Origin of the sequence: Streptomyces sp. NPDC056948 (genome assembly GCF_042674225.1) — a bacterium.
Classification (GTDB): Bacteria; Actinomycetota; Actinomycetes; order Streptomycetales; family Streptomycetaceae; genus Streptomyces; species Streptomyces purpurascens.
This window is the reverse complement of record NZ_JBHUQX010000060.1, coordinates 15,502-29,920: the sequence shown is the minus strand read 5'-3', so window position 1 is coordinate 29,920 and position 14,419 is coordinate 15,502. Positions and strand designations below refer to the sequence as shown.

Below are 14,419 nucleotides of genomic sequence, written 5' to 3'. Positions count from 1 at the left end.
GCAGACGACCACGTCCGCCACGCCCGCGGCGATCGCGAGGGCCGCCTGCTGGACGGTGGCGCAGGCGGCGCCGCCGCCGTAGTGGATCCGGGAGAAGAAGGAGAGCTCGCCGATGCCCGCCGCCTGGGCGACGGTGATCTCGGGGCTGGTGTCCATGGTGAACGTGACCAGCCCGTCGACATCGGCCGGGGTGAGCCCGGCGTCCGCCAGCGCCGCCCGCACCGCCTCGACGGCCAGCCGCAGCTCGCTGCGGCCCGAGTCCTTGGAGAACTCGGTGGCCCCGATACCGGCGATGGCCGCCCGCCCGCCGAGGGTGTCGTGCCGGCGTGGGCTCATGACGGGCCTCCTCGACTCATGCCGGCGCTCCTCGACTCATGCCGGGCCTCCTGGGCTCATGCCGGGACGGCGCCCGGGGTGCCCGCGCCGCACGGCGACCAGGGAAACGTCGTCGGTCATGACGGTCCGCCGGGAGCCGTCGCCGTCCTGGCTCCCGCCGGAACCGTGACCGTCACCGTGCCGGTGACGTGCTTGCCGAGGCCGTTCGCGCCGACCACCCGGACCGTCGCCGTGTCGCCGTCGGCCTCCTCGACGACCTCCTCGACCGTGCCCGTCAGCACCATCGTGTCGCCGGGGTGGTTGGGCGCGCCGAGCCGGATGGCCACCCGGCGCAGCACGGCCCCCGGACCGAAGTGGTCCGTGATGTACCGGCCGACCAGGCCGTTGGTCGTCAGGATGTTCATGAAGATGTCGGGGGAGCCCTTCTGCCGTGCCAGGTCCGGGTCGTGGTGCACGTCCTGGTAGTCGCGGGACGCGATCGCCCCGGCGACGATCAGGGTGCGGGTGATGGGGATCTCCAGGGGCGGGAGGCGGTCGCCTGCGTTCACCGCGTCACCCCCTGGAAGACGGGCAGGACCAGCTCGTCGTCGTAGCGCCGGAACTCGAGCCGGACCGGCATGCCGATGCGCACCTTGTCGTACGGCACTCCCACCACGTTGCTGACGATCCGCACGCCCTCCGCGAGTTCGATCAGGCCGACCGCGTAGGGAGGCTCGAAGGCAGGGAAGCGCGGGTGGTGCATGACGACGTACGAATAGACCGTGCCCTCGCCGCCCGCCTCGACGGTGTCCCACTGCGGGGAGCCGCAGCTGTTGCAGCCCGGCAGCCAGGGGAAACGCAGGTCGCCGCAGCCGGTGCAGCGCTGGATGAGCAGTTCGTGGCGGGCCACGCCTTCCCAGAAGCCGGCGTTGTCGCGGTTGACGACCGGGCGGGGGCGGCGCTCCTCGGGCGGTTCGGGCGTCTGCTTCCTCGGCCGCCGTGCCGGGGCGTACTTGAGGATGCGGAAGCGGTGGGTGCCGGCGAGTTCGCCGCCGGCCCGGATGTCCGTACGAGTCGTGACGAAGTAACCCGCCCCGAGCTTCGTGGTCTTCAGGTCGGAGACCGACTCGATCACCGAGTCGAAGGTGATCTCGTCGCCGGGGCGCAGGGGGCGCGGATACTCCTGCTCGCAGTCGGTGGCGACGACCGCGTCATAGCCCGACTCGTCGAGCAGGCGGAGCAGTTCGTCGTAGGCCGCCGTGCGTTCCGGGCGGCGGGAGAGGCCCGCCATGGTCCACGCCTGGAGCATGGTCGGGGGAGCGATGGCGTCCGGTCCGGTGTAGGCGGGGCTGGTGTCGCCCATGGCCTCGCACCAGTGCCTGATCATCGGCTCGTTGACGGGGTCCCGGCCGACCCCGGTGGCGGCTGCCGGGCGGCCCTCGTAGGCCTTCAGGCGCGCCTCGAACTCCTCGTGGACCTCCGGCTCACCGTTCACGGTTTCTGACTGTCCGTCAGATACAGGGCGGCGTCAAGGCATCGCACCCCACGGACGCGAAAACGCCTGCGCGGCGGTACCGAAGTACCGCCGCTCAGACGCTTGTCACCCCACGAAGCACACCCACACGGACGGCGGGCCGATGCCGGTACACCGGCCCGCTCAGCTCACCACCAGAGCGGGGTGAAGCTGACGGCGGTGTTGTCGTTGCCCTGGTTGACGGCCGTGAAGGCGGAGCCGTTGACCTGGGCGGTGTTGCTCTGGTTCGAGGCACCCTCGCCGACGGCCTGCTGATTCGTGGTGGACGAGGTGCCGAAGTTGTCACCGCCGACACCGCTGCCGAGGACACCCGCCTCGGCCTCCGTGACGGACGCGATCGATCCGTTGTCCGCGAAGGAGCCGTTGTCCGCCGTCGCGACACCGCTGAAGAGGGCGGCCGCGAGCGGAAGGGCGGAGACGGCGGCGATGACGCGGGCGGTACGGATGCTTGCCATGTTGTTGTCCCTCCAAGGACTTCAGAGACTTCAGAACCAAGGACTGCGTGAAGAAGTACTGCTGCCTCCAGGGAAGTTGGCCGACCGCCCTGGTCCGTTGCTCGACGTCGCGAGTCCAGAGTTGCCCACCGAATCCCCGGCGAACCACACCGGAAGCCCCTATTCGCACTCAAGCGTGATGACATGTCGATAAACCCCTTTGCATCACTTCAGTACCGGACCGGGACGGAAGAGGCGGTTCGAACCCGGGTACCGCAAGGGGCGAAGCGTTCCAGCACTTTTCGCACACAGGCCTCCACCCCGGCGCGTCGCACCCGCTCCCTCTTTCCTTTTTCGAACGTACGTACGAAACTAGAAGCATGGCCACCACCGACCGGCAGGCCACGACGCTGGCCCTCGCACACGCCCTGTCAGCCGCCGAACGCGGACTGGCCGTCATCCCCCTGTCCCGCACCAAGCTCCCGGCGCTGCGCTCCCCGCACCGCGACGACCCCGCCCCCTCCCTCTGCCACGGCGCGTGCGGCCGCCTCGGACACGGCGTGTACGACGCCTCGAGCGACCCGGCCCGCATCCGCGAACTGTTCGCCGCGGCGCCCTGGGCGACCGGCTACGGCATCGCCTGCGGCCTGCCCCCGCACGGGCTGATCGGCATCGACCTGGACGTGAAGACCGGCACGGACTCCTCGGCAGCCCTGCGCGAGCTGGCCCTGCGGCATCTGTTCACCATCCCCCCGACGGTGGTGGTCCTGACCCCGTCCGGCGGGCGTCACCTCTGGCTGAGCGGCCCGCCCGACGTGGTGGTCCCCAACTCGGCGGGGCGTCTCGCCCCCGGCATCGACATCCGGGGCGCCGGCGGCTACCTCGTCGGGCCCGGCTCCCGCACGGACCAGGGGGTGTACGCCGCCGCCCCCGGGACCGCGCACCTGGCGCCCGCCCCCTGCCCGCGCTCCCTGCTGCGGCTGCTGCTCCCGCCGCCGCGCGCCCACCACCCCACGCCCCCGTCGGCCGGCGGGCACGGCCAGGGCCTGGTCCAGTTCGTCCTCGCCGCGCACGAGGGCCAGCGCAACACGCGGCTGTTCTGGGCGGCCTGCCGGGCGTACGAGGACGGCATCGGCCCGGCGCTCGTGGACCCCCTGGTCGAAGCGGCCCGGGGCACCGGACTGTCCGAGCGTGAGGCCCGGGCGACGATCGCGTCGGCGGCCCGGATGACGGGGAACCGGCCGTGAGCAGTGCCTCGCCCACCAGCACCGAAAGACCTCCATGCACCAGCACGCCAAACCGCCGGCCATGGCGCTCGCCCGCCTCGTTCTCGCCTCCGGCCGCTCGGTGGACCTCGCCGAACTGCGGTTCTCCTCGACGTACGGCGACCTGCTCTCGGCCTACGGCGACCCGCTGGAGGGCTATCCCTGCAAGCCGGTCAACGATCTGCGGATCCGCGAGCTGCTGCGCGCCGCCGAGCGGTCCCACCCCGGCACGCCCGTCCACCTCGTCCCGCCCCCGCGCGAGCACCCCGACCAGTACGCGGGCGGACTCGGTCCCGTCGAGGTCCTGCCCGCCGTGGCCTGCCTCGGCAGGTTCCACTCCGCCGCCCTCGATCCGGCCCGCGACCCGGTCCTGTACCGCTCGCGCCTGGCCGTCGTCTGGTTCCAGTCGGCCCCGCGTCTGCCGTCGGGCTGCGACACGGAGCGGGCGCTGCGGGACATCGACTGGCCGGGACTCGCCCGGGACGCCCGGGCGGTTGCGTAGGGTCGCCCGATGAGCGTTGCCCGTACGGAACTGCCGCGCTGGCAGTTCGAGTTGACCTGGTCCTTGTTCGAGTACCACCTGGAGCGGCTGGAGCCCGAAGACTTCCTCTGGGAACCCGCGTCCCTCTGCTGGACCCTGCGCAGGGCCGCCGACGGCACCTGGGTGCCGGACTGGGCGGAAACCGAGCCCGACCCCGTGCCCGTCCCCACGATCGCCTGGGTGAGCTGGCACATCGGCTGGTGGTGGAGCGTCACCCTGGACCATGTGCGGGGCCGGCCGCCCCGCGACCGCACGGACATCACCTGGCCCGGCGAGGGCGCCCCGACCGTCGACTGGCTGCGCGACCTGCGCACTCAGTGGCTGGAGGTCCTGGACGGCCTCACCGACACCGACCTGGACGCCACGGCGTCGTTCCCGTCACAGGGCGACCCCCAGTACACCGTCGCGCACATGGTGGCCTGGGTGAACGCCGAGCTGATGAAGAACGCGAGCGAGATCGGCCAGCTCCGGCTGCTGCGGGCGGCGTCGGCGTCTCAGTCCACCGTGTAGCGATGGACCGTCGACTCCCGGGCCTGGAAGCCGAGTCGCTCGTAGAGCCGGTTCGCCGCGGCACGGTCCGGCCGGGAGGTGAGGTCGACCGTGCGGGCCCCGGCCCGGCGGGCGAGGCGCAGGGCCTCCTCGATGAGCAGGCCCGCGATGCCCTGCCCGCGAGCCGCGTCGTCGACGACCACGTCCTCGACGCGTCCCCGCAGCCCGGACGGCAGGGGCAGCAGCACGAGCGTCAGGGTGCCGACGATCGCGGCGCCGGCCCGGGCCACGAGCACGGTGTTCGCGTCACAGCCCACCAGGCGATCGACCGCCGCGCGGTCCAGGGGCCGGGCCGTCGTGGACAGCTGCGGGAGCAACCGCCCGAAGGCGTCGACGAGTTCCTCACTCGGCTCCCGGATGATCTCGACACGGATGTCCATGCCGGGAGCGTAGCCGTGCGGCCCGGGCCATCGGCCGGGCCGAACCGGGCGGCGAAGCCGCCGGGGGCGTGCCATCGTGGTGCCATGAGCATCGACGTCCGCCCGGCCACGGATTTCGAGGACGTCCGTGCCGTGCTCGGGCCGAAGTCGCCCGGGGCGAATGTCTGCTGGTGCCTGAGCTACCGGATCCCCTCCAAGCTCAACAGGGAGCTGCGCGGCCCGGACCGCGGTGACTACGTCGCGGAGCTGTGCGGTGCGGACCCTCCCCCGGGTGTGCTCGCCTACGACGGTGACGAACCGGTCGGCTGGGCCGCCGTCGCACCGCGCTCGGACACTTCCTTCGCCCGCAACCGCAAGATCCCGCACGTCGACGACCTGCCCGTCTGGTCCCTGTGGTGCGTCCGGGTCCGCCCAGGCCACCGCAAGCAGGGCGTCTCGCACGTGCTCATCGCCGGAGCGGTCGATTTCGCACGCGACCACGGCGCACCGGCGATCGAGGCGTACCCCCTCGACAACGGCGACGCCAAGGTCGACCTGACGATGGCCTACGCGGGCCTGAGGAAGAACTTCGAGCGAGCCGGCTTCACCTACGCGGCACCGACCACATCGGTGCTGGCGGGCCATCCCCGCATCCTGATGCGCCTCGACCTGCGCTGATCGACCGGCATGCGAATGCCCGACCGCTGGCGACGGGGGATGCACCAGCGGTCGGGCTATGGCCAAGGGTAACAAGCGCTTGCGCGAGGCGGAGCCGACTACCCGTCAGGAATGCCCGGTTGTGACTCGTATCACTCAACTCCCGTACGAGACCGCCCTGTTGCCGCACCCCGGTCTCATCGGCCGGCGCACGGCACATCGTAGGAGAGCCGGGGCAGGTACTCACGCCAGGTGTCGGGCGTCAGAACACCCCGGGTCATCGAGCAGATCCGGCGTACGGCCTCGTCGGTGTCCAGGTCCCAGAGCCGGATGCTGTCGGCGCCGCTCGACACCCCGAGCATGTGGCTGTTCGGGCTGAACGCCAGGAAGTTGCCGGTCTTGGCGTTGGGGCTCATCGACTGGCCGATCGCGGTGGCCCCGGAGGGGTCGGAGACGTTCCACAGCCGGACCGTGCTGTCGTTGCCGCCGCTGGCAAGGGTGCGGCCGCTCCGGCTGAAGGTCAGTGACACGACCGCTTCCGTGTGGCCCGTGAGGCGGGCCTCCTCGGAGGCCCCGGCGGGGTCCTCGATGTCCCAGAGGCGGACCGAGTTGTCGTCACCGGCGCTGGCCAGCGTCCGGCCGTCGGGGCTGTAGGCGAGGGCGTTGACGGCTCCGAGATGACCCCTGAGAGGTGCGCGGAGCAGGGTCGTCCGGCCGGGGTCGGCCGCGTTCCACAGCCTGATGGTGCCGTCCGCGCTGCCGCTGGCGAGCGTACGGCCGTCCGGGCTGAAGACGACGGAGTTGACGTAGCCCTTGTGACCGGTGAGGGGCTCGCCGAGCCGGCGGGGACGGGACGGGTCGCCGATGTTCCAGAGCTGGATGGTGCGGTCGTCGGAGGCGGTCGCCAGGACCTGTCCGTCCGGGCTGAAGGCCAGCGGGTCGGCGTACTTGATGCGCAGGGGGATGGGGGACCCGTGCGGGACAGGGTGTTCCGGATCGCGGAGGTTCCACAGCTGCAGGGTCCGGCCGCCCGTCACCACCGCGAGGGTGCGGCCGTCCGGGGAGAACTCCAGGGAGCGGACGCCGCCGTCCGGCCGGAACGGCCGGCCCATCCGCACGGGCCTGCCGGGCGTCCGCACGTCCCACAGCCGTACCCGGCCGTCGAGCGCCGCCGTCGCGAGCACCCGGCCGTCCGGGCGGAACACTCCGGTCTTGCCGATCATGTCCGACGTCGGCAGCGACCACAGGCGGACCTTGTTGTCGCCCGCCCCGGTGGCGAGGGTGCGCCCGTCGGGGCTGAAGCCGAGCGCGTACATCTCGCCGCTGCTGCCCGCCAGGGGCCCGCCGACCTGCGACGGGTACGCCGGATCACTGACCTTCCACAGGCTCGCGGTGCTGTCCGCGCTGGCGGCGGCGAGCATGTTCCCGTCGGGGCTGAAGGCCACGGACCACACCGGCCCGGTATGGCCGGTGAGCGGCGCACCGATCGGTGCCGGGCGACGTGAATCGGCCATGTTCCACAGCCGTACGGTGTTGTCCGAGCTGCCGCTGGCGAGCGTACGGCCGTCCGGGCTGAAGGCCACGGAGTGCACGGTGGCGGTGTGGCCGGTCAGTTGCTCCCCGGCCTGCTCCGGGCGCCGGGGGTCGGTCATGTCCCACAGCCTGATCGCCCCGTCGTCGCCACCGGCCGCCAGGGTCTTGCCGTCCGGGCTGAACGCCACCGAGCGCACGGCGGTCTCGTGCCCGGTCAGCGGCTTGCCCAGCGCCCGCGGCCTGCGCGGATCGGCCACGTCCCACAGCCGGACGGTGCGATCGTCGCCGACGGAGGCCAGGGTGCGCCCGTCCGGGCTGAAGGCGACCAGGGAGATCGTGCTGTCATGGCCGGTCAGCGGCTTGCCGAGCCGCTTCGGACGGCCGGGGTCCGTCACGTCCCACAGCCGGATCGTGCCGTCGTCGGACGCGCTGGCGAGGGTACGGCCGTCCGGGCTGAAGACCGCGCTGCTCACCCAGCTCGTGTGGCCGGTGAGAGGCTCGCCCAGGGGCTTCGGGCGCTTCGGGTCGGCCACGTCCCACAGCCGTACGGTCCGGTCGTAGCTGGCCGTGGCCAGGGTCCGCCCGTCCGGGCTGAACGTCGTGAGGTAGACGGCGCCGGTGTGGCCGACCAGCGGCGTGGCCAGCGGGGCGTTCACGATGGAGATCAGGCGGCTGTTCGCGCCCTTGTCGTCCGGCCGCAGCCGGTGCGCCACCAGGTCGAGCTGCGCGGACAGCGACGGATCCGTGTACTGGACGCGGTCGGCCTGGGCGAGCACCTGCTCGAACACGGCCTCGTCCCGCTGCTTCGAGGCGATGACCGCCGACCCCACGGCCAGCATCGCCAGGACGACCAGCGTCGCCACCGCGCTCCGGCTGATCCAGGTGATGCGCCGGCGCAGCCTGACCGAGGCGGCCAGGAACTCCACCGCGTTCCGGGTCAGGAACGTGTCCCCGGCGGATTTCGCCCAGCCGTGGGCCTGTTCCAGCCGGGAGCCCCGGTAGAGCAGTGAGGTGTCGCGGTTCGACTCCTCCCAGGCCCGGCCGTCCTCCTCCAGGCGCTGGCGCAGCAGATTGCCCTGCCGGTCGTCGTCGATCCAGTCGCGCAGGCGCGGCCAGGCGTGCAGCAGCGCCTCGTGGGTGATCTCCACGGTCTCCGCGTCGAGGGTCACCAGCCGGGCGCGGACCAGCGCCTCCAGGGACTCCTCGGTCTTGCCCGGGTCGGTGGACTCCTCCGCCAGCTTCCGCCGGGTGCCCCGCCTGCGGGTGGCCTGGGTGTCCTCGCCGAGGCGGACCAGCCGGAGCAGGAGCAGCCGCGCCGCCGTGCGCGCCGCCGGGTCGAGGCCGGACCAGGCCCGCTCGGCGGTCGCCGCGACGGCGCCCTGGATGCCGCCGGCCGCGCGGTAGCCGGCCAGCGTCAGCCGGCCCGCCTTTCTGCGCTGCCAGGTGGCGAGCAGGGCGTGCGAGAGGAGCGGCAGCACGCCCGCGTCGTGCGCCCCGCGCGGGCCGTCGGCGCTGACCTCCCGGACGATCAGCTCCGCCAGGCCCGGTTCCAGTTCCAGGCCGACGGCCTTGGCCGGTCCGGTCACCGCCTCGCGCAGCTCCGCGGTGGTCAGCGGCCCGAGCACCATGTGCCGGTGCTGGAGCGCGTCGGCCAGTTCGGGATACCTGAGGCACCGCTCGTAGAAGTCGGCGCGTACGCCCAGGACCACGACCGCCGGGGCCGGTTCGTCCCGTCCCGCGGGTGAGCACGCGGTGTGCAGGACCTCGATGAAGGCACGCCGGTCCGCCTCGTCGGGGCAGAGGGTGAACGTCTCCTCGAACTGGTCCACGATGACGACCGGACGCGCATCGGAGGGCGCCTCGCGCCGCGCCCAGGCGGCGACGGCGGCACGGACGGCGTCCGCGGTGGGGGGAGCGCCGGGTTCCGCATGGTCCGCGGCGGGTCCATCGGGCTCCTCTGACCTCAGTTCCGCTTCCGGTTCCGCGGCGGACGGGACAACGGAGGCTCCTGCCTCGGACATGAGGACGGGCCCCAGTTCGGGGATGCACCGGGTCAGCTCCGCCAGCGGATCACCGCCCGGGACGAGTTGCACGACCTTCCGCGCCCGGCCGTGCTCCGCACCGTCGTCGCCGCCCAGCGCGCCGTCCCGCAGGGCGGGCACCAGACCGGCGTTCAGCAGCGAGGACTTCCCCGCTCCCGACGCGCCCACGAGCATGACCAGGCCGCCCGCCTCCGCCACGGACCCGAGCTGCGCGACGAGCGCGTCCGTGCTCCGCTCCCGGCCGAAGAACCAACGGGCGTCCTCCCGGCGGTAGGAGGCCAGCCCGCGGTACGGGCACACCCCGCCGGGCGCGGGCGAGGCCTCGTCCGCGGGCCCCTCCTGTTCCGCAGACGCCGCGGGGCGTTCGCCGACCGGGTCGGCCACCGCCCGTTCCCACAGCCGCTGCCACTGGCCGAGGTCGTACAGACCCGGGGACACCGGAGTGGGCCGCGAGCGCCGCGCCTCGGGTATCAGCACGAGCAACACGGCCGCGAGAGCGGCGAACTGGGCGGGTACGTTCCGGGCCCGCCGCCAGTCGCTGATGCGCTGGGCGGACACCCGCACGGGCCGCCCGCGTTCGTCGACCCGCTGGAGCCGGACGACCGCTTCGGACACACGCTTGAGGGGAGGGTTCCCGGCTTCCTTGTAGAGCAGTGCGAGGCGTTCCGCGAAGGCGGTGCGTGCCCCCGAGTCGGAACTCAAGGTCTCCACTCCTTACTTGTCACGCCTGGACGTCCGGACCGGAAAACTCACTCTATATGGCTGACCTGCGGTAATACCGTCCGCCCGGCACCGGAATCTCCTCGCGGACGGCCGAAAATGGCAGGATCCGGAAGCAGCAACGGACCATTCCGGTCAGCTTCCATCCGCTTCCGTCCGCTGCCATCCGCGCCGGACGGCGGTAGCTCCACCGTTCGACACCGGTCCCCACGAGGGGAGGGACCGGTGTCGGACGACGTGGTCCGCCTCCGGTGATCCTCCCCGCCATGACGCGCTGTGCAACCCTGGATAACTGACGGTCCGTCAGCTATGGTCGGCGCCTGCCGTACCGCTTCCGGAGCGACGTACCAGCGACGTACAGGGGTGAGCGCGATGGAGACACGTCCCGAAAGCCCGGAACCGCAGGGCGATCCGCGCTGGGTGGCGATGCTCTACCGTCCGGCCGTGAAGTCCTGGCGGGCCGCCGCGGAGTCGCCCCACCGCTCACCCGTGCTGTACGCGCTCGGCGAGATGACCCAGACCATGCGCGCCCGGGGCGACGAGGTGACCGTCGCGCTCTGGGGACCGAAGGACGGCGCGTGGCACCTGTTCGACACCCCGCTGACGCAGGCGGCTTCACCTCAGCCGAGCCCGGGCGCGGAGTCCCCCGGCGAACCGACCGGGCTCGCGGAGCGGATGACCGGCCGCCGCCACCAGGTCCTCATGGCCGGGCTGGGCAAGGCGGGCCTCTACGACCTCACCCCCGAGGACGACACGACCGTCCAGGCCCTCGTCGAACGGCTCGACGAGCCCGCCGTCCGCCGGGTAGCCCACTGGCTCGCAGCCGCCGGCACCCGCTAGCCGGGCCGGTTCAGCCGGCGGCGCGCTGGGCAGAGGAAGGGTCATGAAGGTCTCCGTCGACCGCGACCTCTGTTACGGCTCCGCCGAGTGCGCCCACCGGGCCCCGGCGGTCTTCGCGTTCGTCGACGGATTCGGCGTCGTCCGCCCGGGCCAGGACCGCACGGACGACCCGGAGATCCTGGAAGCGGCGGAGAAGTGCCCCAGCCAGGCCATCACGATCACTGACGCGCCCTCGTCGCCGGGCCGGCCGTAGCGAGGGCCGTTGCCGACGCCTTCACCTCTGCCGATGCCGAGCCTGCTAGCGGTCTTTGCCCACCCCGACGACGAGTCCCTGGTGGCGGGCGGCGTCCTCGCCCGGCACGCGTCCGCGGGCGCTCGCACGGCGGTCGTCACCGCGACCTGGGCGGCGGACACCCCACGCGCCACGGAGCTGGCCGAGGCGTGCCGCCTCCTCGGCGCCGGCGAGCCGCGCATGCTCGGCCACGCCGACTCTCGCGTGCCGCAGTCGGCCCCCGGCAGACCGCGCTGGTGCGACACCCCGCTCGACGAGGCGGTGGGGGAACTGGTCGCACAGCTCCGCGACTTCCGCCCGGAGATCGTCGTCACCCACGACGCCTACGGCGGCCTGACCGGTCACGAGGACCATGTGCACACCCACCGCACGACGCTGCTCGCGGTCCACGCCGCCGGACTCGAACGCCTCTACCCGGACGCCGGTGAGCCCTGGCAGCCGAGCGCCCTGTACCTGGCCACGCACCCGCACTCAGCCGTCCGGGCGTGGGGCGGGCACCTGGCCCCGGCGGGCAAGACGACGCACACCGTCCCGGACGACCGGATCACCGCGACCGTCGACGTCACACCCTGGCTGGAGCAGAAGACCGCCGCCGTCCTGGCCCACCGCACCGAGGTGGCACGGGGAGCCGCCCCGGGCCTGATCGCCGCCCTCCCGGCACCCGAGCGGGAGCGGCTGCTCGGCACCGAGTGGTACATCCGCCACGACCCCGTGAGCACGGCACCGCCGCACACGGAGCTCCTGCCCTAGGCCGGTGCCCGCGCGCCGGTCAGTGACCCACCGGAGAACTCCACCGCAGCCCCGACAGCGCCCGGGCCCGGGCCTCCACGACGGCCATCCGGGCATCCCGCTCGGCCCGGTCCACATGGGCCGCCTGCCCGGTCACCTGCCCCTCCCACTTCCGGTACAGCAGCCCCACCTCCCCCGAGAACCACCCGCGGCTCACGGCGTTCAGCGCGAGCAACAGCCCCGTGTCCTCCGAAGCGGGCAGGGCCATCCACCCGCCCAGGGCCAGCAGCAACTCCCGCCGCACGCACAGCGACGCGGGATGGACCTGCGCGAGGAAGCCGTTCGCCTTCCAATGGTCGAGCACGGCCCCGCGCTCGATCGGCCCCTGGTCGGGGTCGCCCTCGAATCCCACCGTCGACCCGTCCGGCATGAGGTCCAGCACTCGCGAGGTCGCCCACCCCAGGGTGCGGTCGCCCTCCAGCACCGCCAGATCCCGCGCGAGCGCGCCCGGCGGCAACCGGTCGTCGGCGTCCAGGACTTTCACGTACGCGCCCTCGGCATGCGCCAGCGCGATGGTGCGAGCCACCCCGGGCCCACCGGCCCGGCCCTGCCGGAACGTCACCCGCGCGTCATCGGGCACGTACGGCGCTACGTCCGGGCCCTCCCCGTCCTCCTGGATCACCCAGTGCCACTCCCATCCCTCCGGCAGCCGCTGCTCGCACAGGGATCGGTGGGCCTCCGGCAGGAACCGGGCCGACGGGCCGTGCACAGCGGTGACGACGACGATGCGCCGGCTCACGCGCCCCCTCTCACGACGAAACACACGACGAACACGCGACGAACACGCGACGAACACGCGAGAGGGGCCGCCGAGCACGCTCGACAGCCCCTCTCCCGCACCATCTATGACCTACGCGGAGGCGGTGGGATTTGAACCCACGGTGACATCGCTGCCACGACGGTTTTCAAGACCGTTCCCTTCGGCCGCTCGGGCACGCCTCCCCGCGCCGGCCGTGATCGGCGGCGCGGGGACAAGGGTAACGGGTCGGTGCGCGCGGGTGGGGATCAGCTGTCGCCGCTGCGCGAGCCCAGGGTGACGTCGACGGTCTGCTGCTTGCCGCCGCGCTCGTAGGTGATGGTGACCTTGTCGCCGGGCTTGTGGGTCCAGATCTCGCCGATCAGGGTGGGGCCGGAGTCGATCACCCGGTCGTCGAGCTTGGTGATGACGTCGCCGGGCTTGAGGCCCGCCTTGGCGGCCGGGCCGCCGGGCTCGACCGGTGCGGCGCCGCCCGCGCCCTGGTCGGTGATCTGCGCGCCGTCCGAGCTGTCGTCCAGGGAGACGGACGCGCCGATCTTCGCGTACACCGGCTTGCCGGTCTTGATCAGCTCCTGGGCGACGTACTCGGCCTGGTTGATCGGGATGGCGAAGCCCAGGCCGATCGAGCCGGACTGGCCGGTGCCGAAGCCGCCGTTGCCGGTGGACTGGATCGCGGAGTTGATCCCGATGACGTTGCCCTGCGCGTCCAGCAGCGGACCGCCGGAGTTGCCCGGGTTGATCGAGGCGTCGGTCTGCAGGGCGCTCATGTACGACGCCTGGCTGCCGCTGCCGTCGCTGGAGGCCACCGGGCGGTTCTTGGCGCTGATGATGCCCGTCGTCACCGTGTCGGACAGACCGAAGGGGGCGCCGATCGCGATGGTCGCGTCACCGACGGCCACCTTGTCCGAGTCGCCGAGGGTGAGGGGCTTCAGGTCGGAGGGGGCGTTCTTGAGCTTCACGACCGCCACGTCGTAGCCCTGCGCGTGGCCGACCACCTCGGCGTCGTACTTCTTGCCGCTCGGGAAGGTCGCGGTGAGCTTGCCACCGTCCACCGCGCCCGCCACCACGTGGTTGTTGGTGACGATGTGGCCCTGCTTGTCGAAGACGAAGCCCGTGCCGGTGCCGCCCTCGCCGCTGTTGCTCTCAGCCTCGATCGTGACCGTGCTCGGCAGCGCCTTGGCGGCCACGCCCGCGACGGTGCCCGGGTCGCGCTTGACGTCGCCGCCGCTGGTGGAGGCGGAGACCGTCGTGGAGCCGGAGTTCTCGTCGTTGTTCTTCGCCAGGGTGTAGCCGAGGCCGCCGCCCAGACCGCCCGCGACCAGCGCGGCCGCCAGGATCGCGACGACCGGGCCGCTGCGGCCGCGGCCGGGCTTCGGCGCCGGCTGCTGGTAGGAGGAACCCCAGCCGCCCGCTCCGTAACCGGCACCGCCGTCGCCGTACGACGGTCCGGAACCGCCGTCGCCGTACGACGGGGTGGCCGGGGGCGGGGGCGGCGGCCAGGAGGGGTCGGGGGCGGAGGAGGAATCGCCGGGATGACCGGCGCCGGCGGAAGCGCCCTCTCCCTGAGCGGCCTGCCCCCGGGCGTCCTGCCCGTACGGCCCCTGGGGCGCCGGAGCAGCGGGAGCATCCACCGGCACGGGGGGTGCGGACGGGGCGGGGGGTACCGCGGTGCCCTCGTTCTCGGTGCTCACAGCTTCTCTCCTCGATCCACGGCTGCTTTTCCTGGGGCGCACTCGGTCACGCATTTTCACGTCGGCGACGGTCCGGCGCGATACAGCTGTGCTTGTCCCTT

14 protein-coding genes, 1 tRNA gene and 1 pseudogene are annotated in these 14,419 nt (G+C 72.7%); 7 read left to right on the top strand and 9 right to left on the bottom strand.

Going from position 1 to position 14,419, the window contains the following annotated elements:
* From ACFTZL_RS10740 to ACFTZL_RS10725, 4 genes and pseudogenes are all read right to left on the bottom strand, one after another.
* Window positions 1-336 (bottom strand): annotated as a pseudogene (locus tag ACFTZL_RS10740) (lipid-transfer protein); the annotation flags it as partial.
* 116 nt (window positions 337-452) lie between these two features.
* Window positions 453-884, bottom strand: coding sequence for a MaoC family dehydratase (locus tag ACFTZL_RS10735; protein ID WP_382580232.1), 432 nt, complete (start codon window positions 882-884; stop codon window positions 453-455).
* Window positions 881-1,810 (bottom strand): bifunctional MaoC family dehydratase N-terminal/OB-fold nucleic acid binding domain-containing protein, encoded by a 930-nt coding sequence (locus tag ACFTZL_RS10730; protein WP_382580230.1) that lies wholly within the window; start codon window positions 1,808-1,810, stop codon window positions 881-883. The genes ACFTZL_RS10735 and ACFTZL_RS10730 overlap by 4 nt, the downstream gene beginning before the upstream one ends.
* Window positions 1,811-1,977: 167 nt before the next feature.
* Window positions 1,978-2,304 carry a hypothetical protein gene (locus tag ACFTZL_RS10725; RefSeq protein WP_382580228.1) on the bottom strand — a complete coding sequence of 109 codons (327 nt, stop codon included), beginning with the start codon at window positions 2,302-2,304 and terminating at the stop codon, window positions 1,978-1,980.
* Window positions 2,305-2,663: 359 nt separating this feature from the next.
* On the opposite strand from ACFTZL_RS10725, the gene ACFTZL_RS10720 reads away from it, so the two are divergent.
* From ACFTZL_RS10720 to ACFTZL_RS10710, 3 genes are read left to right on the top strand one after another with little or no spacing between them, the layout of a single operon-like run.
* Entirely contained in the window at window positions 2,664-3,530 is an 867-nt protein-coding gene (locus tag ACFTZL_RS10720) for a bifunctional DNA primase/polymerase (protein ID WP_382580226.1), read from the top strand.
* A 34-nt stretch (window positions 3,531-3,564) separates the two neighbouring features.
* Window positions 3,565-4,050 (top strand): hypothetical protein, encoded by a 486-nt coding sequence (locus ACFTZL_RS10715; RefSeq protein WP_382580224.1) that lies wholly within the window; start codon window positions 3,565-3,567, stop codon window positions 4,048-4,050.
* A 9-nt stretch (window positions 4,051-4,059) separates the two neighbouring features.
* A complete protein-coding gene (locus tag ACFTZL_RS10710; RefSeq protein WP_382580222.1) occupies window positions 4,060-4,599 on the top strand; it encodes a DinB family protein in 540 nt (179 codons plus the stop codon).
* Here the strand turns inward: ACFTZL_RS10710 and ACFTZL_RS10705 are convergent.
* Window positions 4,584-5,018, bottom strand: a complete 435-nt coding sequence (locus ACFTZL_RS10705) for a GNAT family N-acetyltransferase (RefSeq protein ID WP_382580220.1) — start codon at window positions 5,016-5,018, stop codon at window positions 4,584-4,586. The two genes, ACFTZL_RS10710 and ACFTZL_RS10705, sit on opposite strands and share 16 nt — an antisense overlap.
* 84 nt (window positions 5,019-5,102) lie before the next feature.
* Here ACFTZL_RS10705 and ACFTZL_RS10700 point away from each other — a divergent pair, with 84 nt between their 5' ends.
* Window positions 5,103-5,675, top strand: a complete 573-nt coding sequence (locus tag ACFTZL_RS10700; protein ID WP_382580219.1) for a GNAT family N-acetyltransferase — start codon at window positions 5,103-5,105, stop codon at window positions 5,673-5,675.
* Window positions 5,676-5,851: 176 nt separating this feature from the next.
* Here the strand turns inward: ACFTZL_RS10700 and ACFTZL_RS10695 are convergent, their stop codons facing one another.
* Window positions 5,852-9,940 carry an AAA family ATPase gene (locus ACFTZL_RS10695; protein WP_382580217.1) on the bottom strand — a complete coding sequence of 1,363 codons (4,089 nt, stop codon included), beginning with the start codon at window positions 9,938-9,940 and terminating at the stop codon, window positions 5,852-5,854.
* Window positions 9,941-10,321: 381 nt separating this feature from the next.
* Here ACFTZL_RS10695 and ACFTZL_RS10690 point away from each other — a divergent pair, with 381 nt between their 5' ends.
* From ACFTZL_RS10690 to ACFTZL_RS10680, 3 genes are read left to right on the top strand one after another with little or no spacing between them, the layout of a single operon-like run.
* The gene (locus tag ACFTZL_RS10690; RefSeq protein WP_382580215.1) at window positions 10,322-10,789 is read left to right on the top strand and encodes a hypothetical protein; all 468 of its coding nucleotides are present in this window, start codon (window positions 10,322-10,324) and stop codon (window positions 10,787-10,789) included.
* A 43-nt stretch (window positions 10,790-10,832) separates the two neighbouring features.
* Window positions 10,833-11,042, top strand: a complete 210-nt coding sequence (locus tag ACFTZL_RS10685; protein WP_382580214.1) for a ferredoxin — start codon at window positions 10,833-10,835, stop codon at window positions 11,040-11,042.
* A gap of 27 nt (window positions 11,043-11,069) precedes the next feature.
* Window positions 11,070-11,831, top strand: a complete 762-nt coding sequence (locus ACFTZL_RS10680) for a PIG-L deacetylase family protein (protein WP_382580234.1) — start codon at window positions 11,070-11,072, stop codon at window positions 11,829-11,831.
* 19 nt (window positions 11,832-11,850) lie between these two features.
* Here the strand turns inward: ACFTZL_RS10680 and ACFTZL_RS10675 are convergent, their stop codons facing one another.
* The 3 genes from ACFTZL_RS10675 to ACFTZL_RS10665 form a co-directional block, all read right to left on the bottom strand.
* The gene (locus ACFTZL_RS10675) at window positions 11,851-12,609 is read right to left on the bottom strand and encodes a glycosyltransferase family 2 protein (protein WP_382580212.1); all 759 of its coding nucleotides are present in this window, start codon (window positions 12,607-12,609) and stop codon (window positions 11,851-11,853) included.
* 116 nt (window positions 12,610-12,725) lie between these two features.
* Window positions 12,726-12,812: transfer RNA gene (locus ACFTZL_RS10670), tRNA-Ser, on the bottom strand.
* 63 nt (window positions 12,813-12,875) lie between these two features.
* Window positions 12,876-14,318 (bottom strand): S1C family serine protease, encoded by a 1,443-nt coding sequence (locus ACFTZL_RS10665; RefSeq protein WP_382580210.1) that lies wholly within the window; start codon window positions 14,316-14,318, stop codon window positions 12,876-12,878.
* Window positions 14,319-14,419: the final 101 nt, after the last annotated feature.

Coding starts and splice junctions, on each gene's coding strand:
- ACFTZL_RS10725 (WP_382580228.1), bottom strand. CDS start 2,304: ATGGCAAGCATCCGTACCGCCCGCGTCATCGCCGCCGTCTCCGCCCTT.
- ACFTZL_RS10720 (WP_382580226.1), top strand. CDS start 2,664: ATGGCCACCACCGACCGGCAGGCCACGACGCTGGCCCTCGCACACGCC.
- ACFTZL_RS10715 (WP_382580224.1), top strand. CDS start 3,565: ATGCACCAGCACGCCAAACCGCCGGCCATGGCGCTCGCCCGCCTCGTT.
- ACFTZL_RS10710 (WP_382580222.1), top strand. CDS start 4,060: ATGAGCGTTGCCCGTACGGAACTGCCGCGCTGGCAGTTCGAGTTGACC.
- ACFTZL_RS10705 (WP_382580220.1), bottom strand. CDS start 5,018: ATGGACATCCGTGTCGAGATCATCCGGGAGCCGAGTGAGGAACTCGTC.
- ACFTZL_RS10700 (WP_382580219.1), top strand. CDS start 5,103: ATGAGCATCGACGTCCGCCCGGCCACGGATTTCGAGGACGTCCGTGCC.
- ACFTZL_RS10690 (WP_382580215.1), top strand. CDS start 10,322: ATGGAGACACGTCCCGAAAGCCCGGAACCGCAGGGCGATCCGCGCTGG.
- ACFTZL_RS10685 (WP_382580214.1), top strand. CDS start 10,833: ATGAAGGTCTCCGTCGACCGCGACCTCTGTTACGGCTCCGCCGAGTGC.